The following is a 20211-nucleotide window of genomic DNA, read 5'->3' as shown; positions in this document are numbered from 1 at the left end:
CCTCTCACAGCCGTTATTCTCCAAAATATATGCTGTTTGAGGTTAAGTAGAACGCTGGTAGATCAATGCTCTTATTTGCCTGTCATATATCCTTACTGCACAGGTTTAATAGTCTGTCATAATGTCATATCCATATGCAGCGTCTGCCACACAGGATCTTCTTCAGCCAATCTGTCCGTGAAGCCTTTTGCTGTCCAAAAAGGTATGGCGCCTGGTAAGAAAGCATGCGTATGCAAATATAACGTTTCATAACCAGCATCCCGGCTAAAAGAGGCCGCTGCTTCGAATAACGCCGTACCAATGCCTGAACGGCGACAAGTGGAGTCCGTGTAACACTTGACGACTTCAGCGGTTGTAGATAAGTCATACCTTCCTTCGATCTGCTTAAGTCTCCCATCATATGGACAGATTCCAATCGTACCCAGCACAGAACCGTCCTCAGCTATAGCCGCAAAAAATGCGGCATTCTTTCTAAGCACATAATGCTGCTCAAATTGATCTAAATCCTGTGGAAGCTGTTCTGATGACAGCATAGGAAATACTTCCTTCCTTATTTTCATGACAAATGCAATAACTTGATCATAAGGCTTTGCTTCGATCTTGCGTATCGTGTAGGCCTTCGGTACATTGATGCTGTTCATATATACTCCTTCTGTTTGTATGTATTGTTGTAAAGTTATTGTATCCTAAATGTATAATGTGCAGCTATATAATAAGATACTATTTTAGATATAGACGATACAACGATGAGGGGAGCTTTCATTCCATAAAAAAGAAGTCCCTAAGTAAGCTTGCTCTCAAGGACTTCGCTGTTAGTATTCGCTAGATATCATTGAATAGAACATAGTAATGTGTTTATTGGAATTTAGGAAATGGATCCTTGAATTCTCTCCAATTGGAGAGGAGCTCAGCTTCAGTTAATAGTGCTGCATCAAGACTCCCCTCAATTTCGGTGCGATTCATATCAATTCCAATGAACACCATCTTAGTAATCCGGTCTCCCCACACATCATCCCAGTCGGGAATATCCGGGATCCTCCCATTGAAATGAAAGTCAATTTCTTCCTGGCTCAGTGAAGCAATCCACACTCCTGCTGGAGAGAGCTGTTTCGATGTCCCCGCATGACTAAATGATAAGGCTAGATTATTGCGGGTAGCGAGCCACATCAGTCCCTTGGATCGAACAATCGTCGAAGGATATTTAGATATCCAGCGGAGCAGCCTTTCCGGATGAAAGGGTACCTTGCGTTTATACACAAAGGAGTGAATTCCATATTCTTCTGTCTCAGGTACGTGTTCTTCCTTTAACATTTCTTTAATCCAGCCTGCAGACTGACTTGCTTTATCGAAGTTGAAACGGCCTGTATTTAGAATATCTTGTGGATCTACACGTCCTTGTACTGCATGAATCAGCTTCGCCTCGGGCTGTAAGGCAGTTAGTGCCTTCTCAAGACGAATCAACTCCTCTTTCGAAATAAGATCTACCTTATTAAGGATCAGTACATCACAGAATTCGACCTGATCCGTTAATAAGTGTACAATTCCACGTTGATCTTCTTCACCGACTGCCTGTCCTCGGTCTTTTAAAGATTCTTTAGAATTAAAATCGATCCAAAACTGTGCAGCATCCACCACTGTTACCATCGTATCGAGTCGAGTATATTTAGTCAGATCTATACCGTTCTCTTCATCAACATAGCTGAAGGTTTGAGCTACGGGTACGGGCTCTCCGATCCCGGTTGATTCTATTAATATGTAATCAAACTTTTGTTCCTTAGCAAGTCGTTCCACTTCGACAAGAAGATCTTCACGCAGTGTGCAGCAGATACAGCCATTAGACATCTCAACCAATTTCTCATCTGTACGAGATAAGCCGCCTCCATCTCGTATCAAATCAGCATCGATATTGACCTCGCCCAAGTCATTAACGATGACTGCTACTCTAAGACCCTCTCGATTGTTTAACACGTGATTCATGATCGTTGTCTTTCCAGCGCCTAAGTATCCACTTAGCACAGTGACGGGAATTCTGCCATCGTTTGCAGCCTTATGCAATTCCATGATTCAGCTCCCTTTCCATTATAATTTCTGGAGTGATTATTAGCCTATAGTGGTATTGATCACTACTTCGTAGAATAAGGCTTCCATATAAGTAAGGAAGCCTTATTGAGTATCCATTACGTGGGCCAAATTGTGAGCTTTACTAATGTAAGATTACCAGCTGGATTTCTTTACTCCAGGAATCTGACCCCTGTGCGCCAGTTCTCGGAATACAATGCGGGACACACCAAATTTACTAATATATCCTCTTGGTCTTCCGCTCACTGCACATCGATTGTGGAGCCTTGTTGGTGAAGAATCTCGGGGCAGCTTCTGCATCGCTTCATAATCTCCTTTTTCTTTTAACTCCCTGCGTTTATCCGCATATTTTTGAACCATTTGCTGTCTCTTTAGTTCCTTCACTACTTTAGATTTCTTTGCCAACGAAATAACCTTCTTTCGACCTTTTATTCAACACTCGTATGTCAGACATATTGCAATTCTTATGAATTAACGAGTTTCACGATGCAGCGTATATCTTTTTAATCTCGGGCTGTATTTTTTCATCTCTAATCTTTCAGGGTGATTCCGTTTGTTCTTCGTCGTAGTATAATTCCGATCACCGGTCTCAGTGCAAGCCAAAGTCACAATTACTCTCATTGCGTTTCACGTCCCTTTATAATAAATTTTTACTTCTTATGCTTAAGTCTCTGTTTGAACTTATCAACACGCCCGCCAATTTCCGTATTCTTTTGTCTTCCGGTGAAGAACGGATGGGACGCTGAGCTGGAATCTACACGAATGACGGGATAGCTGTTACCGTCCTCCCATTCCATGAACTCTGATGAAGTCTTAGTAGAGCCACTGAGAAACTTGTAGTCTGCACTTGCATCCAAGAATATGACCATTTGGTAGTTTGGGTGGATTCCTTTTTGCATCATGATCCTCTCTTTCTTTGCCTGTCGTTATTTATTCGTAATTATTACGATTAACTAAAAACACTTTATTACATTCTTTCACTTCTGTCAACATAAGACGAAAAAAGAATGCGGCTGATACTTCTGTGACTCTTGGTTTATTGAACAATCATGTTCGGAAAATAGTCATGAAAGGCATTTTTTATCTTGACGTAATCCATGCTGCTATCTTCAATGATTACTTTGCGTCTGGCTTTGATCATCACCTGCTCCATATCTGCAAAGCTGCAACCTCTTAACAACTGAGCAGCATCATCAATTATAGTGGTCTCCACAGCCTCACTCTCCAATAGCTTGGATATATAACTCTTACACTCCGTTTCCTCAGGCAGATCATAATGCATCCGCGTATCAAATCTGCGCCAAATAGCATGATCAAGTTCAGCTTGAAGATTGGTGGCAGCCACAAATATACTGGAGCCATCAAATTCGTCCAGGCACTGGAGCAGAGTATTAACCACGCGAGCCATCTCTTTAACTTCATCAATTGAATCTCTGGCTCTGGCTATAGCATCCACTTCATCCAAGAACAGTACGCATGAAGTAGATTTCGCATATTCAAATATTTTGCGCAAATTACTGCCTGTCTCCCCCAAGTGACTGTGAATAATCGCATCCAAGCGAACCATGATGAGCGGCAGATTCAATCGTTCAGCGATATAAAAAGCAGTCAGCGTTTTACCTGTGCCCGGAGGTCCGAACATGACGATCTTATTCGGCATCGGCACATCAGCAGCTTCAAATTTATCCCGGATTTGTTGAATATGCAAAAACTCCTCCACAATCATGGCGTTCGTTTCATTCAGTACAATATGCTTTACCTTTCTTCTGCACTCAGCAGCACTGTATACGGATGCAGCATCGATCCCTTTTGATTTTGGCAGCATCTTTGCTTTATTTTTCTGTTGACCCATGGTATTCTCCTGTCATATATACTTTCATTTATTAGTAATTATTACGATTAACTAAGAGTATAGTATTGCATTTCTTTATTTTTGTCAAAGTTTTAAGAGGTCTAGTCAGTAGATGACTGATACTGCAGGAAAAAGAAATAGACCGTCCCTGTTGAAGGAAACGGCCTATTCGTCAATCTATCACTCATGGACGACTCTATATTAATCCCATATTTTTATTCTGGGAACCTCTGCAGTCCGTAAGTAATCAAGCAATTGACCCGTATGTACAGATTCATGATATGCAATTCTTAGTAACATATCTCCGAGTGCTCTTATATACCCAACATCTGAGCGATCAATTTTTATATCCACCAGGTCGGATTGTTCAAATGAACTGACTGTTTCGAGAAATGCATTTCTATATGGCTTAGCGAATTCAATTTCGTTCTCCACAGATGTATATGGTTGTGACTCAAATGGTGAATCAAAGCTCTTTAAACTTCCACGATTTAATATGGCTAAATGGTAATAATATTCCGATTCTAATACATGACGTATCATTTCAATGCAGCTCATTGCTTGATCATCTGGCTTCCAATTCAAATACTCAGAAGGTATGGATGTCCATACTTTAATACTTCTTCTTCTTACTTCTTCAAAATTTAGAATAATCAGGTCCGTGGATTTCATTAGATATAACACCTCATTTTTTGTTCAACGCTAGATTTGATGCCAGTAAAATTTTACCTCAATTTATTACTACGTACAAGTGTTCTTATATATGAAATCCCGTTGATCTCGTTTACTTGATCCCTTCATTAAAATATGTAATTTCATTGCCGTAAATTAAGCTCCTAAAGCCGTTGTTATGATAAGGCATTAATTCATCTGCCAGTTCGATATCCAACCAAGCAATCTCCGAAATTTCATCTGGTCTCAGTATCTTTTCGATCCCTCCAATAATCTCTGCTCTAAAGGTTATAAAAAGTGCATGCTCCTTTAGCTTATCAAATTGGCATTCATTGATCGCTACAATACCGTAGACTTTAACATCAAGCCCTGTTTCTTCCTTGGCTTCTCGAACAGCAGCTTGTTCTAATGATTCATTGGGCTCGACAGCACCGCCAGGCAGAGACCAACTCGAGCGGCCCACATTCTTGACTGCGAGTACTTTAGATTTAGATTGATCTGTTATTAGAGAGTACGCTACATCGACTCGTTTCACTAATTCTACTTCCCTTCTGATTGCTTATCCGCGTTTGGGCGAGGCGGGATGGGCATGGAAAAACAGGACGGAAGCCGCCTTATATATGCAGGTTCCGTCCTGTTTTTCTAAACAACTAACCCAGGTACCGAGTGCGGATGACCCCCAAGTGATGCAGTTCATGTCCCGTAATACCGTACGCGAGGGCACGCACCGTTATGTTTACGTCGTTGGCCGTGCCCTTACGAGACCAAGCCTCCACCGGCAGCCCGCGTAGCAGCGTGATCGTCGCTTGTCTTACGGCCTTGTAGTCTTCGGCCAATTGAGCGATTGTCCAGCCTCCAAAAGGAGGAATGAACACCTCCTGGTCAAAACCAGGCAGAGGCGTCTGGTCCCCTCTTGCAAACCGGAGCAGGCGATACGTCATGACCCGCTCCGAGTCCACAATGTGGCCCACGACTTCTTTAAGCGTCCATTTTCCTTCGGCATATTGATAAGCACCTTGGCTTTCTGTCAAGGATGCTAGAAGCTCTGTCATTTGCTTCTCCTGGGCTAGCAGGATGTCAATGATGTTGCCTTCTGGCACTAGCCTGATATAATCACCGATGTCACCGGCATATTCTTCTTGTGACGGCTTTTGGTTCATGAGTGGTCCCCTCTCTATGAATATATGGAAGATTATAGCTCTCAATTTCATATATTTCCACCGACGTGAGTATGTTGTTAAAAAAAGCTCTTGTCTTCTGCAAGTTATACTCCAATTTGTCCATCTTATTAATTTCAACATTCTTTGCTAATATCCATCCATATAATCCAAATGAAGAAGAGATGATGTAGTATACACGTAGATGTATTGTTATATGATGTCTGCGCCTTCTCCGATTTCATTACTACTACGTCTCACTCACATTAATGGGTCCCGGCGAAGATGAATCACAAAATCTTGATTTGAAGTATGGTACACCAAACTCCCAGGCTCTGCTTGAAAAAATTCTCTATTCGCATCTTGTTCTGATATAGTACGAATTGGCGCAACTTCATCTACTATTTTTTTGTTGCCCTCCTCAAGATAATTAAGTATGGAAACCAGAACAAATTGGTCAGGAAACAGTTCTCTTACTTCTTGCCATTTCATTCGTTCTACCTCCTACAAATTCTTCCCGATTCTTTTTTTCCTATCTTGATTTTATCATACTTGTAGTTCAGTATTCTCATCGTATTTTTTATCATCTTTCATATTATTTCGCCGATTTTCTATAACGTTACCGTATCCACGACGTCCCACCGCGAATGCAGTCTGCCAAACTCCTAGGGCGGACCGAGAAGCCGCCAGGCTCCGATGCGTGGATATGATGTTATATGATGCCGGTGCCTTCCTTAAGTTACGTCCAATATCGTTCTTCAATTTTGTCTTCTATACTTCTTAAATCGATGTATTCGTAATCACCAACAATCTCTAACCCACTTGATTCGAAAAATGCAAGTAATCTCTTTCCTTCCTCAATAATCTCATGTCTATATTGATCTATGTATTCCTTATACTTCCTTAGATCATTCAATTGGAGATCGTAATCAAAGTCGATAAATTTAAGTGCAATGATTCTTAAGAAAGTATAACCATTACAATATTCGCTATATATTTGTCTGCATGAACTTAAAAAGTCTTTATCCACATAGACAAGACTTGTTAATAAATCTCTAATCTTAAACTCCTCGTATGACCTATAATCTATAATTCGAATAAGTATCGGTTCTAAATCATCTAATATGAATTTCGATTTGTAATTTAAGTTTATTAATTCAAAGTACACTGCTTCGCCTAAAGATTCTTCAAGCAGTTTTTCATTGTCATACAACCAAATTTCGAATTCATGTATTGGTCTATTTCTTCTAAGAATAGAAACCAAATATTCAGTTACTTCTTTTTTAAGCAACCTCATCAGTCCCATCCTTCTTAAATTATTTTGTTCAACAACCATCACAGTGCTTCTATAAGAATAATGCATGGTGTCTAACTTCCTAATAATACAATGAACTCCTGATCTAGTAACCTAACTTTTAAGTTTATCTGAGCCAGCCCTTCTCTAGCACAATTCCAAATAAGACTGGTGGAATGATCGATTTTATACAAAATGCCAAGAAACCGCTGGCGGAACGAAAATAGGCATTAAAACCGTCATCGTGTGGATTCATTAAACTAAGAACATACAAGGAAATTATTTCAGCTATGGTGCTAATGATGACCCATAATACGAATTTGCTAAATTTTACAGATTTCTCATTCTCGTTCATACTAATCCCTCCCTAAGTAAAGACGTTTCGTCTATATTGAAAGTTGTTAGCTCCATATTAAAAAGAAAGACCGCCATATGATGGCAGTCTCTATGTATACTTAACTACTCACTTTCTCCGGTACTTGGAAGTCTTGAATCCACTCTCCAATCTGCTCATTCTTCATCGGTTTCCCATAGTAATAGCCTTGCATGACATAACAACCAAGCTCAGTTAAGAACTCGATATGCTCCTCGTTCTCTACACCCTCCGCGATGACTTCGAGATGGAGCTTCTCCGCCATTAATATAATAGCGTGAACAATCGCACGTTTGCTGGGCGTGTCCAGATCGTAAGTGAATAGACGATCGAGCTTCAATGTATCGATAGGGAGTCGGTCCAGCAACCCTATTGAAGAATATCCTGTGCCAAAATCATCCATGGAGATACGGACTCCTGTATTTCGAATTCGATGCAGCTGCAGAATGATGTCATTGATATCGTGGAAGACCATAGACTCCGTAATTTCGAGCTCAAGCATTTCTGGCTCAAGCCCAGTCTCCTGCAGTACCCATGGGATTAACTCCGTCAGATTATCTGTCTGAAACAACCGAACCGATAAATTGACCGAGATGGGCTGATAAATCCCCTGTGACTGCCATTCTTTACACTGGCGGCAAGCTTCTAACAGCACCCACTTGGTCATAGGTATCACAAGTCCTGTCTCTTCGGCAATCGGAATGAATTCACCTGGAGATATCTGGCCTAATCGAGGATGCTGCCATCTAATCAATGCCTCAAATCCGACCAAGCTGTGCGTCCTCACATTACACTTCGGCTGGTACACCATATAGAACTGCTGCTGCTCGATTGCAAGCTGCAAATCCTTCTCCAGCTCCATCTTCCTTACTTCTTTGACACCCATATCCTCCGTATAGATGCAGTATTGGTTCTTGCCGAGTCCTTTGGCCTTGTACATGGCGGTATCCGCATTTTTCAGTAGACTAGGCCGCTCAGTATGCTGAAGAGATCCGACACTGATTCCAATACTGCCCGTCACATAGAGCTCATTTCCTTCAATGCGATGAACCTTCTTAATTTCTTTGATGATCCTCTCCGCATAAGCTTCTGCTTGCTGTAGGCTGCAATTTTTAATAATGAACAAGAACTCATCCCCACCGATTCGAAAAACCTGCAGATCAACATCTGTAAACGGTTTTAAGCGGGAGCCTACCTCCTGAATGAGCAGATCACCGATGTCATGACCCAGTGTATCGTTAATCGCTTTGAATTGATCCAAGTCCAGAAATAACACCGCCAGCTCTTCATCACCTGCATAGGTATCAAAGAATCGATTCATCTCATTACGATTAGGGAGCCCTGTAAGACTGTCCTCGTAGGCCATTCTCTCAAGCACATGGCGGTCAAGAAATAAGGCGCACCATGACACAAGTAAAATAATGAATGTTGATACCGTCACGCCGTATAGTAAAAACAAATCCACCGAAGCTGCGTGATCATGTATCTGCATCTGTTCATGACCTGTGAATGTAGCGGCCTTCATACCTGTGTAATGCATTCCGCAAACAGCAAAGCCCATAACGATGGAGGATACCCATTTCAACCAGCTGGCAGAGGCTTGATTCCGAAATTTCAAGAACAAGAACAGCGCTGCATACGATGCGGCATAAGCGATGAGGGCGGACAGGATCCAGAGCACGGGATCATAGCTGATGTCCATCGGCATAATCATGGCTTCCATCCCGACATAGTGCATCATAATGATCCCGCTGCCCATGAAGAACCCACCGAATGCAATTTTTAACCGGTTGACATATTGAGGCTTGGTGATGTAAAACGCAATAAAGGATGAAACGACACTCGCCACCATAGAGAGCACCGTAAGCCACACATCATATTTCACGGCCGTGTGAACATGAAAAGCCAGCATTCCGACAAAATGCATAGACCATATTCCAGCTCCCATCACAAGAGCTCCTGCAAACAGCCAGAATAGCTGCATTTTGCCTTTGGAATTTGATATTTTAGACGTGATACTGAGCGCAGAATAAGAGGCCAAAATTGCAATAATAACGGAGAGCACTACAATATAGTAGTTGTAACCCCCTTGAATAATCATTATTTCACTCCTATGTATTCAATAATGTTCCGATCAGAGCATGATAATAGAGCAGACTCTATATAATATCGTCAAAATGATCAGAACCATTTAAGTGATTTTATTTTTATAAGATCAGAAACACTGTGTTATCCTTCTCAAGCAAAAAAGCCCTTCTACTTCATAAGCGAAGTAAAAGGGCTTTATCCTGATTAAGCCGGGTTCGTGCCTTTGGTCTTGGGTGCTGGGGAAGCAAGACTGTCATCTTCAACAGGCTCCATTGGATACATCTTTTGGAACAGCAGGGTCTGAACAATAAGAAAAGTTCCTCCTGCCATCCAGTATAATGGAATCGCTGCAGGTGCACTGATCGAGAAGAACGCCATCATAATCGGAGATATATAGCCCATTATGGCAAACTGCTTCCGCTGCTCTGCAGGCATGTTCTTCATCGAAATTCGGGTCTGCAGCAAGTAGATCGCCGCTACAATGATCGCCAGAATCACATCCGGCTCTCCAAGTGTGAACCACAAGAAGGTGTGACTGCTCATTTCCGGCATAAGCCTAATAGCGGTATATACACCAGTCAATATAGGCAGCTGAATTAGAATCGGCAGACAGCCAATATTAAGCGGGTTGAACTTGTGCTTCTTGTAGAGCTCAAGCATCTCCTGCTGCATCTTCTGCGCACTTTCCGGATCTTTCTTATTCTCGTATTTTTTCTTGAGTGCATCCAGCTCTGGCTGCATTCCCTTCATCACACGCTTCATGTTTTGCTGAGATTTCGTCTGTCTGAGCATGAGCGGGAACAGCAGCAAGCGTACAACAATAGTCAATACAATAATCGCAAGCCCGTAGCTTCCCTGAAACCATCCCGCCATATGTGTTATGACATAAGATATGGGAAACACAATGTAATGATTAAAAAAGCCAGGCGTACTACTCGTAATCTCTGTTACATTCGAACCGCAGCCTGATAACAATAATGCGATGAGCACACTTGCGATAATGCCGTATAACCGTAACGTCCGTCCAGGGAATCCTTTTGATTTGTCCATTGATATCCTCCTCGTTGATCGATCTTGCGTGTTATCAACGAGTGAAGGCACTCATCTGAATCATCATCAGGAGAAATTTTAATTCTACGAATCATTCTTAATATGGAGCGTACAGCCCGTTTTTCACCAGTCAGGCGCTGAGGTGGAATGAATTCCGGCCATTCGGCAGTTCGCCGTATCCCAAATTCCTCGAGCCTTCCCATCAGATGAAGCAGAGATGCACAGGTTACGGCAAATACCAAGCCGGCAGATGCCAAATATGGAATCAAATGATGCAGATCTTGAAGCTCAAACCATAGCAAAAGGATTCACCTCCTTTAGATATCTATCATTATACTCTTTTTAATCCCAGGATATAAGGGGAAGCTTTCGCCAACAAAAAAAAGCATGTCGTCGTAAGCATACGCCTCCATGCTTTGGATCAGCTGCTATTCAGCCTATATTTAATTAAGGCGCTCATTCTCTCCATTCATTACACGTGCATCATCCGTAAATAATGCTGTGTATTCTCCGCTGCTTTTTCTTCCCTGTTGTCAATCAAGCCCTGCTCTGTCCAACAATTGAGGCAATCTTCTTCTGTAGCGCATAATGCAGCATCCTCACAGGTATAACAGTTCTGTAAATACAAACGCGTTATTTGATCGGGCATTAAGTCTCTCATTATTCTCATCTCCTTCTTATCTCTTGACTACAATGTAACATGAATCCTATTGTTGACTTGTGATTATTTTCACATAAGTATAAAAAGAGTTGAGGTAACCAGATTGCTTGTAAACGGGATGCGGACCGACTGCTGATAATGATATGAAATGGATTGAACTGCGGCCCTATTGACTTTCACTAAGCTCTATAATGAGGAAATATTTAATGATTTCGTATACTGCTTTCCACTCAGTTCTTCTGTAATTTTGAACTCCAAATTTTGTTCTGTTCTTCTTAAAAAATAGATTTCATCACCATAATAGGGGACATCGTTATTCTCTGCATATTGCTGCTCTTCTAATGGAAGCAACTCCTTGTACAGTACAATTCGTTCCCTTGTCCGCCTGTCAATATATGTTAGGAGACCTTTGGTATTGGAGCGAATTAACAAGAAATCATCCTCCACTGCTTCGACAGCATATTTACCCTCTACTCCGCCGAGCTCGATCAGATCATAGGTTTCCTTCACAGATCCTGTATGGTCCTCTAATATCCGAAGCTTTATCCCATCGGTAAGCACAAGTTCTTTTCCGTTCACAGATACTGCCGCATTATTTGCGAATCGTTTAAAATAATTTACCTTGGATTGCCTGATTACTGCACCGTTCTTCATGATCACGGTAAATACCTGCTGTTGAACCATGGGCTCGCCGTAAATATCTGTGATCCTTAGGATAAGGAGCCCTTGATTTGTTTTTGTAAATTCGAAGTTATGTGGATTATATGTCTCTGTTTCGAAATCATATAGCTGTTTTGTTACACCTTCGCTATTCGTTGCTGATAATTTCCCGTCACTAGAAATACGATAATTCAAACCTCCGTAATGACTCTTGTTGTGACCAGAATAGATATCCGAAGCAACAATGGTTTTCACTTCAGGTTCATATTTCAGACCCGTACCTTTTAGAGCGTCTACCAAGAACTTAGCAGGCACAAAAACTTCCTCGTTCCTTGTCCATGGAGAACCCTTCATCCTCGTACTTTTACCATTTAACACCGCAGTATTGCTTCCAATCCGAATTGCAAAGGAATACACCTTGCCTCTTACTGTAATACGATTTCCGTTTTGAACAACGTTTGCTCCTAGCTGCTCGGCTATTGTCTTCAAAGGCAAATAGGCTAATCCCTTGTCTACGACTGTACTGCCGCTGATTAATTCATTTGAATCCAAATACAGTTCATATTTTATGTCCGTTTCTGCTCTGACAGCAGTCGGCTCTACCGAGTATGCTGATAAAAGGATGGCGCTGGCAGCAAGGGCCGCACCTGCTTTTTTGAATCCCGAGTTCATTTCATATCCCTCCATTTATTCAAACCTCATAGAGCTTAACGTCTAAATAATAAAATATGTTTCAAGATAGTTCGTGTATATGAGAAAAAAGCCGGCTTTCGCCGACTTCTATCTCCTGCATACGACCAATTCTGATGTATTCCAGACTGCTCATGTTCTATTGCTCGCCCCGGTTCTGCAGATCACTCCATACTTTCTTATTACTGTACTCCTTGCTCGTACTAATATCCCGGCCGAACCATTCGGGTGCAATGAAATTCTCTGCTTCCTCTAGAGTCAGGAATTCCACCTCCAGCACCGCCAGCTGGATCTGGTCATATTCATCGATCTCTATAACTCTGTTATTCCACGCAGCCGTAGTTCGCTTCTTCGTCAGCGGAATGGTCCCGTGAGCCTCCATAATCTGCTTGTACAGCCCTTCTGAGATATGGTATTCGACTTCTTCTCGTGCCAAGCCCCACCCTTTCTTGAAGGTATGGGTATATTCTACTTCGTTTGTGCTCAGATCTGTTATCTTCCGGGCTCTCAGCTCCTGATCCCCGTCCAGCGCCAGATACGTCTGTTCTATAAACTGCTCTTTCATAATGACAATATCTCCAGCTTGTATGAAGGCTATTGGATAGGCTGTAAGCATAAATTTGCGTTCGATTTCTAATCCCATTGTGATGTAGCTCCTCTGTCTTCTAATCTATTTGCAACCATTATACACTACCAAAATCAATTTCATATGTCCTATAGCTGCTTAAATCACTTCACCTTTCCATTCGTTAAAAAATTGCTCCAAATACTGCTCCATGAAGACATGTCTTTGTTCTGCCAGCTTTCGTCCATACTCGGTGTTCATTAGATCTTTTAGTTTCAGAAGCTTCTCATAAAAATGATTAATCGCAGTAGTATCTTCATTGCGATATTGATCTGTCGACATGGCTTCTCTTGGCTTAATGGATGGATCATAAATCAGATGACCTTTGGCGCCTGCATATACAAACGCCCTGGCAATCGATATTGCCCCAACCGCATCCAGCCTGTCCGCATCCTGGACCACTTGACCTTCAATCGTGCGCATTGGCGGGTTATGACCGCCGTTATAGGACATGGTGGAGATAATCTCCAGAATATGCTCCCGATCTTTAACCGCTACCGAATGCTCCTGAAGCCAGTTCTCAACCTTGGCCATTCCTGCCTCTTTGGAAGGATTCAGCTTCTCATCAGCAATGTCATGAAGATAGGCAGCAAGCATACAGACGAACATGTCCGCCTGCTCTGCGGCAGCTATCTTTTCAGCTGACCTTACGACCCGGTGAATATGCCACCAGTCATGGCCTGTTTTCTCCTGCCCCAATTCATGCTTCACATATGCCTCAGCAGATTTTAATATGCTCTGTTCGATTTCTGACAAATTTGCCATCCGTTAATATCCCCACGATCTATAAGTTGTAAGTGAAAGATATGGCCCTACTCCTGCTCAAAATATGCCTTCAGTGCCTGATGTGCCCGATATTCGGCTACATTGAAGGACGGCCATGCTTGTTCTCTCTCATTCAGTCTATTATAGTCTGCCTGAAGATTATTTTGAATCTCGGGATACTCGCTGCTAAATTCTATAAGCACAGGCACAGCATCCATGGACAATGAACTAAGGAAATACGGATCCATCTTCTGGTGGATGTGGTACCGCTCGATATTTTTCTCGGCAATATAGGTGTCCATCCCTGCATAATTAATCGCAACATACGCTGCAAGCCCGAAGACGATATAGCACTTGGCCAGAGGAATTCGTTCAAAATGGATCCGCAGGCCGGCAATAACCATAAGTATGGCGAGAAGCAACATGAACGCATGCACGAGATATCGGAGATAAGTAAAGCCATAGGCTTCTTCATACAGTGCCAGTCTGGAAAAGGCCGAATACAAAATGATGATCGAACAGATCACAAGAATGTAGAGCAGCACTTTTTGAAAAATACGAAGTACAGCAGAGCCTTTATCATCCGTATATAGGAGTACCCCCATCAAAATTCCGAAATTAAGCAGTGCGACCAGCATCAGCTCGGCAAAGCCCCTTCTTGCATAATCCGCATAAGTCATACCTTCGGGCAGCGCTCCCTCAAAGGCTCCAAACAAATAAGTGAACTGCAGGATAACGAATACCAGGTAAACGACATTCACCATCGTCAAAACAGTGGATGCAATAATCGGATCCAGTCGCAGATGCAGAGAATCTCGGTTGCTCTCGGATATTCTATTCTTAGTACCCGCCGTTTCTGTTACTAATCTCCATTCAGGTTCACCCTTCGATACACTTCCTTCTTGAGTATCTGTGATATCTTCCTCTCTCCAATGCCCGGTCTCCGGATCTGTCTTCCTTACGGACACCGGCTGAATGAATCCATATACATAACCGAAGAAGAACAAGGTGAGCAACAAGATCCACATGAATCGAAAAAAGCCTTCGCTATAAGTAATTTCATCCAGCCACCTCGGAATACCGAACATCACTCTCTCGAACATACCGTCAGCAGAAGACAGCAAGGAGATCACAATAATAACTAGCGGCGCGGAGATGGCAAGACCGAATACGATTTTACGGCTGACTGCTCTTGAGCCTTCATTAACCCGCTTGGAGTATGCGTAACTGACACTGGCAAAGGCGGTAGGGATATGTCTAAGGGTCCTAGGGATTAAATGCGATAATATATCTTTAATAATTCCAGTCTTCCACCAGACCTGAGGATTGTAACCCAGCAGCAATGTCACATGGTAAGCAACCAGGACGGGGAGGATCAGAATATTGAGCACATAAAATATCGGATTATCAAATAGCAAGTACGTTAACGACAGCATAGAAATAACAGCAAACAAAAAAATAGCAAATGGTGATCGTTCGTGCAGCCGGTCCCCGGCAAATCCCAGTATAAAGCCATAAAACAGCAGGATAAATATAGGAATGGATAGTCCAGGAGCATGTTCGAAGAACAAATACTGATGGATTATCGCAAGAATCACAGCACCCAGGAGTGTGAATAAACTGCGCGCAGGTGATTTTATGACAGGTAAATTTAACTTCATTTGAGCGTCCCCCAAAACTTTAGGTTTATAATCCTAATTTTAGGTGATAAAATATGAAAATAAATAGAAATTAAACTTATATAAGTTTCGTATTTTAGTAAGGGGCTGAATGACGAATGAAGCTTCATTCCCAATTTTTACGGCTGCATGGTTACTATGGAAGCGAAGCAAGCGTACAGATCACTCTCGATGAGATGGCAGAAACGCTGGAATGCACACACCGCAATGCCCTTAATATTATTCGCAAAATGGAAGCCGAAGGCTGGATTGAGTGGCATTCACAACGAGGACGAGGTAAGCGCTCTGAGCTTAAATTTCGGGTTGATCCAGAGGAGATTGCCGCCATCTCCATGATTAAGGCAATTGACCGCCATGAGATTAAGAAAGTGATGGATGATATTAAGGAATATACTGATTCTGCAAAATTGCCTGGTCGTCTACAAGGATGGCTTATGCGATATTTCGGACATCACACCCAAGTGAACGAGGATAAAGAGCAGATCGATATTCTTCGCCTGCCATTACGTCAGCAAATTCATACGATTGACCCGCTGGCTATGAATCTGCTGGCAGAGTCTTTTGTCGCAAGTCACATCTATGACGGACTTCTGACTCGGAACGAGACGGGAGAGGTTATTCCTCATCTTGCTCATGACTACGATGTCAGTGAGGACCGAATGACGTGGGTATTTTATTTGCGTAAGGATGTTTACTTTCATCATGGGAATACGCTCACTGCTGACGATATCGTCTACACCTTTGAGCGATTAAGACTGCATCAAGAGCCTTTGCTATATAATTTTATCGTTCAGTCCATCGCATCCGTTACAGCGCTCAGCAGCACCTGTGTTAGGTTTACGCTGAACACTCCGAATGAGCACTTTTTGCCGTTCTTGTGTACAAGCAGGGCTGTGATCGTTCCTTTCGGCCTGGACGAAGCAGCAGAGCACGATGAGATCAGATTCAGTGGAACGGGCCCCTTTAAGGTAACCGAGTTTAATTCCAGCATGTGTATCCTTGAGGCGTTCTCGGCTTATTTTATCTCGCGTCCTCACTTGGACATTGTGGAGATTATTCAGATTCCTTGGTCACTGCCGGAACAGAATACGGAAGCTCAGGACGGAGCTGACCCGCTCTTTCATGTACTGCTTGGCAGCAACCATGTTCAGCAGAACCGTAGCCAGTATAGTTCACATACCACGGTACGCAAGCTGCTTACCTGCAATACGAGAAAACAGGGACCGCTGAAAGATCCCAATGTACGCAAACATGTTTTTCAGTGTATTAAGTATGAAGATCCGATCAGATCCGATATCATTTCAGAATCCCCGCAGCCAGACGCCGTAGATGGAACCTACCTTGTACTTATCACGATTCCGCAATATCGACCGGACGCGATGAATATTAAGGAGCGCCTAGAGCGATTTGGTTACGAAGTCAGAGTAAAGGTGTTTATGCCTGAGGATTTTAAAGGTCCTATTCGGATGGAGTCGGATCTCATTCTGTTCTCTCTCCTTATGGACAGGGACGAGTCTCTCCGTCGTCATGACTTATACTTAACTTTATCCTCCCATGTAGAGTGTTCTGTTGAAGCAGACATCATAGAAGGACTCAACCGGATAATGTTGACCCGGGAGTCCAATGCGAGATTACGTATGCTGCAGCAGATCGAAGAACAACTGATCGAACAGGATCATCTGTACGTCTTGTACGACCGTCCCTTTCAGACCTCCTTCCTTCCCTCTGTCCGAGGCATCAGGCCGGGATCTCAAGGATGGGTTGATTTGCGGTATCTCTGGTTCCCGCCTGACACGGGGCAGAGTGAGTCGATTTAGATAAAAATAGCAGCAGTCAAGTGATAGGTGGAACTCCCCCCTGCTTGAAATGCTGCCTTTTTTTATCTTCGTTTTATCGCTTTTACGATTAGATCAATCATGATACCGATTACAAGCCATCCGACGATATTAATCAAGTATATGGCTAACATACCGTCGAATTGACGCCCATTGGAGGTGTAACTTTCAATATACATTAGATGAGGACTCGTGAAATATAGTAATAAGTTCTTGTCATCCTCGCCTATAGCATTATATAAGCACACGAATAGACTGAATAATGGTAACCAAAATCCAAACTTCTTAAGCATTAAATCAACTCCTACGACAATTGAGACACTAATGTCTCCCCATGCGATGAAGAACTTACTGGAATACTACTTCTATCATTTAGCGAAATGTTCGATAAGCAAGTCACGAAAAGTACTTGCTGCCAAAGATAAATAACGTTTTTCGGACCATGCTAACTGATAGGTACGCTGACAAATGGGCTCTATAATGCGTAAATGGTGAAAGGAGTTTTCTTTTTCTAATAGAGTTTCTAACCAGAAAGCAACTCCCATCCCTGACTTAACCAATTCTATTATTGTCTTAGAGTCATCTGTTTCACAGACAATATTTGGTGTGAACCCTGCCTTCTGACATAATTCATCGGTATCCTCGCGAAAAGAATGTCCCTTTTTAAAGTGAATATAAGTTTCATTCGCGACTTCACTTAATTTAATACTTTGCCGATTTGCAAATCGATGTGTGAAAGGGACTGCTAGTACAATTTTTTCCGTGAATATAGGTAAATTTCGAATTCCATTCCGTTTAATTGGCTTACAAGAAATGCAAAAGTCTAATTCTCCATTTTCCAGTAACTCCTCTTGCCTCTCTTTTGTAGAAACTTGTGAAATACGAAAACGCACTTCAGGATAGGAGGAGCGAAAAATATTTATTATATCAGAAAATTGCGGTAAAAAAGTGGTGTCTATCGAGACTGTTCCTCGTTCTAATCCCGCCATATCTACAATTTCTCGTTGCCCTTCTTCAAGTAATTTCAGTGCTGCTTCAACCTTTTCCAGAAAAACTTCTCCATATTTATTGAGGCGGATTTGTCTGGCTTGACGTTCGAATAAAGGAACTCCTAAATTTTTCTCTAACTTCGCAATGGTTTGACTTAGAGAAGGCTGCGTGATGTGTAGCTCTTGCGCAGCTTGTGTCAAATGATTTAATCGTGCAACCTTCTGAAAATACTTTAGTTGAAGGAAATCCATTTCAATCGACTCCTATCATAAGTTTGTAATTATGATTATATAATTAAATATACATTTTTAATTATGCTGGATCAACCTTACAATAGAGTTATTCAAAAGTAGTGAAGGAGGATTTAAGCAAAATGAATGTATCCATCGCAGAAGAAACGAGAATCGTTCGCTTACTTTGTTTCCTTGTTCCATTTGCCATCATCAATAGTTATATGTTAAATGTTGCACTGCCCGATATAGCAAGAGAATTTGAAATTAGTCCCTCTACTACCAGCTGGGTGGTCACCATATCAGGAATCATATCAGCCCTTGGAGCTCTGATTTACGGAAAGTTAGCCGATTATTATGGTATTAGGAACCTGGCTACTTTTGGCGTACTGCTGTTTTCTATCGGTTCTCTATTATGTTTCTTTTCTTCGAATTATTCGTTGCTAATCGTCGGCCGCATCATCCAAGGAATTGGTGTTTCTTCCATTCCATCTTTAGCTATGACCATTCCTGCTCGTTATATTGCAGAGGAAAGACGCGGAAAAGCGATGGGGATAATCACATCTGTGATGGCATTTGCGGGTGTCATCGGTCCTATTTTGGGTGGAATACTTACAGGATTTCATTGGAGATATTTGTTTCTCTTCTCTTTGAGTATTATCCTTACTCTTCCTTTTATTCAGAAATGGTTGCCCAATGAAGTTCCTAAACAAAAAGAGAAAATAGATATTTTCAGTGCAGGATTGCTAGTAGCTTTTATTGTGTCTCTAATGGAATCGATCACTCTATTGAATTATTGGTTACTGGTTTTAAGTTTAGTTTTTTTTGTTCTCTTTCTTTTGCGACAAAAAAAATCTTCCTATCCGTTTATTCCTTTTCACTTATTTCATCATACTTCTTATCGCCAAGGGATGTTTATGGGTGCTTTAAACATGGCTACTAATTTTGGTGTTTTCCTTGTTACACCGTTATTTCTCAGTGAAGTTTATGGCTTAAATGGATATTGGATTGGATTATTAATAGCTCCAGCAGCTGCTGTTTCTGCTTTATTAGGTAAATATGGCGGGTCACTGACGGATCGTAAAGGTAATCGCTATGTATTAACGATTTCCATCATTCTACTCAGCATTGGTTTTTTGTTACTTTCTACTTTCGCAGGATATACATCTTGGAGCATTTCTATTTTCTTGATTTTTACCGAGGTTGGCTATATTTTTATGCAGCCATCCATCACAAAGTTGGTTTCTTCTCGTCTACCCAAAGAACATTCGGGAATTGGTATGGGAGTATATGGTCTATCCAATTTTTTTACGATTGCCGTTTCAGGTACGATTATAACCAAAGCTATTGAATATACCAAGGTTTCATCGCTCAATCCTTTCGCGATATCAAGGGAATCAGGAGTTTATAGCAATGTGTACTTGTTTTTCTTCTTACTAACGCTATTGAATTTGCTTTTTTTATACAAATTTATGTATAAATCCGAAAAGAAAATGATTTGAATCTGAAAT

The 20211-nt window shown here is 41.8% G+C and carries 24 protein-coding genes; 2 read left to right on the top strand and 22 right to left on the bottom strand.

Annotated elements, in window-relative coordinates:
- Positions 1 to 116 precede the first annotated feature (116 nt).
- From BLW49_RS10075 to BLW49_RS09985, 20 genes are all read right to left on the bottom strand, one after another.
- Positions 117 to 641, bottom strand: coding sequence for a GNAT family N-acetyltransferase (locus BLW49_RS10075; protein ID WP_256209692.1), 525 nt, complete (start codon positions 639 to 641; stop codon positions 117 to 119).
- Positions 642 to 855: 214 nt separating this feature from the next.
- The gene (locus BLW49_RS10070; protein WP_090724369.1) at positions 856 to 2061 is read right to left on the bottom strand and encodes a GTP-binding protein; all 1206 of its coding nucleotides are present in this window, start codon (positions 2059 to 2061) and stop codon (positions 856 to 858) included.
- A gap of 153 nt (positions 2062 to 2214) precedes the next feature.
- Positions 2215 to 2484 (bottom strand): 30S ribosomal protein S14, encoded by a 270-nt coding sequence (rpsN, locus tag BLW49_RS10065; RefSeq protein ID WP_090724367.1) that lies wholly within the window; start codon positions 2482 to 2484, stop codon positions 2215 to 2217.
- Positions 2485 to 2550: 66 nt separating this feature from the next.
- The gene (rpmG, locus tag BLW49_RS10060; protein ID WP_076313791.1) at positions 2551 to 2700 is read right to left on the bottom strand and encodes a 50S ribosomal protein L33; all 150 of its coding nucleotides are present in this window, start codon (positions 2698 to 2700) and stop codon (positions 2551 to 2553) included.
- Positions 2701 to 2729: 29 nt separating this feature from the next.
- A complete protein-coding gene (locus BLW49_RS10055) occupies positions 2730 to 2978 on the bottom strand; it encodes a type B 50S ribosomal protein L31 (protein ID WP_090724366.1) in 249 nt (82 codons plus the stop codon).
- Positions 2979 to 3115: 137 nt separating this feature from the next.
- On the bottom strand, positions 3116 to 3931 hold the full coding sequence (locus BLW49_RS10050; RefSeq protein ID WP_090724364.1) for an AAA family ATPase: 816 nt from the start codon (positions 3929 to 3931) through the stop codon (positions 3116 to 3118).
- A gap of 201 nt (positions 3932 to 4132) precedes the next feature.
- Positions 4133 to 4603, bottom strand: a complete 471-nt coding sequence (locus BLW49_RS10045; RefSeq protein ID WP_090724363.1) for a DinB family protein — start codon at positions 4601 to 4603, stop codon at positions 4133 to 4135.
- A gap of 112 nt (positions 4604 to 4715) precedes the next feature.
- Positions 4716 to 5138 (bottom strand): NUDIX hydrolase, encoded by a 423-nt coding sequence (locus BLW49_RS10040; RefSeq protein WP_090724361.1) that lies wholly within the window; start codon positions 5136 to 5138, stop codon positions 4716 to 4718.
- Between the two features lie 115 nt (positions 5139 to 5253).
- On the bottom strand, positions 5254 to 5763 hold the full coding sequence (locus tag BLW49_RS10035; protein ID WP_090724360.1) for a DinB family protein: 510 nt from the start codon (positions 5761 to 5763) through the stop codon (positions 5254 to 5256).
- Between the two features lie 258 nt (positions 5764 to 6021).
- Positions 6022 to 6252 (bottom strand): hypothetical protein, encoded by a 231-nt coding sequence (locus BLW49_RS10030; protein ID WP_090724358.1) that lies wholly within the window; start codon positions 6250 to 6252, stop codon positions 6022 to 6024.
- Between the two features lie 247 nt (positions 6253 to 6499).
- Positions 6500 to 7096, bottom strand: coding sequence for a hypothetical protein (locus BLW49_RS10025; RefSeq protein WP_143042105.1), 597 nt, complete (start codon positions 7094 to 7096; stop codon positions 6500 to 6502).
- Positions 7097 to 7181: 85 nt separating this feature from the next.
- Positions 7182 to 7409, bottom strand: coding sequence for a hypothetical protein (locus tag BLW49_RS10020; RefSeq protein WP_090724355.1), 228 nt, complete (start codon positions 7407 to 7409; stop codon positions 7182 to 7184).
- A 100-nt stretch (positions 7410 to 7509) separates the two neighbouring features.
- Entirely contained in the window at positions 7510 to 9528 is a 2019-nt protein-coding gene (locus BLW49_RS10015) for a bifunctional diguanylate cyclase/phosphodiesterase (RefSeq protein WP_256209690.1), read from the bottom strand.
- A 191-nt stretch (positions 9529 to 9719) separates the two neighbouring features.
- The gene (gene yidC, locus BLW49_RS10010; protein WP_090724354.1) at positions 9720 to 10565 is read right to left on the bottom strand and encodes a membrane protein insertase YidC; all 846 of its coding nucleotides are present in this window, start codon (positions 10563 to 10565) and stop codon (positions 9720 to 9722) included.
- Positions 10463 to 10867 (bottom strand): hypothetical protein, encoded by a 405-nt coding sequence (locus tag BLW49_RS28530; RefSeq protein WP_143042104.1) that lies wholly within the window; start codon positions 10865 to 10867, stop codon positions 10463 to 10465. The genes yidC and BLW49_RS28530 overlap by 103 nt, the downstream gene beginning before the upstream one ends.
- Positions 10868 to 11037: 170 nt before the next feature.
- Complete coding sequence (locus BLW49_RS10005) at positions 11038 to 11226, bottom strand: hypothetical protein (protein ID WP_090724352.1); 189 nt, start codon at positions 11224 to 11226, stop codon at positions 11038 to 11040.
- Positions 11227 to 11412: 186 nt separating this feature from the next.
- Positions 11413 to 12558 (bottom strand): copper amine oxidase N-terminal domain-containing protein, encoded by a 1146-nt coding sequence (locus tag BLW49_RS10000; RefSeq protein WP_177178697.1) that lies wholly within the window; start codon positions 12556 to 12558, stop codon positions 11413 to 11415.
- A 157-nt stretch (positions 12559 to 12715) separates the two neighbouring features.
- Positions 12716 to 13219 (bottom strand): CYTH domain-containing protein, encoded by a 504-nt coding sequence (locus tag BLW49_RS09995; protein ID WP_090724350.1) that lies wholly within the window; start codon positions 13217 to 13219, stop codon positions 12716 to 12718.
- Between the two features lie 81 nt (positions 13220 to 13300).
- A complete protein-coding gene (locus BLW49_RS09990; protein WP_090724349.1) occupies positions 13301 to 13966 on the bottom strand; it encodes an HD domain-containing protein in 666 nt (221 codons plus the stop codon).
- A gap of 47 nt (positions 13967 to 14013) precedes the next feature.
- On the bottom strand, positions 14014 to 15627 hold the full coding sequence (locus tag BLW49_RS09985; RefSeq protein WP_090724347.1) for a DUF4153 domain-containing protein: 1614 nt from the start codon (positions 15625 to 15627) through the stop codon (positions 14014 to 14016).
- 116 nt (positions 15628 to 15743) lie between these two features.
- Between BLW49_RS09985 and BLW49_RS09980 the strand changes: the two genes are divergently transcribed.
- Positions 15744 to 17462 (top strand): ABC transporter substrate-binding protein, encoded by a 1719-nt coding sequence (locus BLW49_RS09980; protein ID WP_090724345.1) that lies wholly within the window; start codon positions 15744 to 15746, stop codon positions 17460 to 17462.
- Between the two features lie 62 nt (positions 17463 to 17524).
- On the opposite strand, the gene BLW49_RS09975 is transcribed toward BLW49_RS09980, so the two are convergent.
- Both BLW49_RS09975 and BLW49_RS09970 read right to left on the bottom strand, forming a co-directional pair.
- Complete coding sequence (locus tag BLW49_RS09975; RefSeq protein ID WP_090724344.1) at positions 17525 to 17773, bottom strand: hypothetical protein; 249 nt, start codon at positions 17771 to 17773, stop codon at positions 17525 to 17527.
- Positions 17774 to 17848: 75 nt separating this feature from the next.
- A complete protein-coding gene (locus BLW49_RS09970) occupies positions 17849 to 18721 on the bottom strand; it encodes a LysR family transcriptional regulator (RefSeq protein WP_090724342.1) in 873 nt (290 codons plus the stop codon).
- A 122-nt stretch (positions 18722 to 18843) separates the two neighbouring features.
- On the opposite strand from BLW49_RS09970, the gene BLW49_RS09965 reads away from it, so the two are divergent.
- Entirely contained in the window at positions 18844 to 20202 is a 1359-nt protein-coding gene (locus BLW49_RS09965) for an MFS transporter (protein ID WP_090724340.1), read from the top strand.
- Positions 20203 to 20211: the final 9 nt, after the last annotated feature.

It is taken from the genome of Paenibacillus sp. PDC88, from assembly GCF_900106725.1.
In the GTDB taxonomy this organism is placed as follows: Bacteria; Bacillota; Bacilli; order Paenibacillales; family Paenibacillaceae; genus Paenibacillus; species Paenibacillus shunpengii.
Note: the sequence above shows the minus strand (reverse complement) of the source record. Positions and strands in the feature narration are given on the sequence as shown.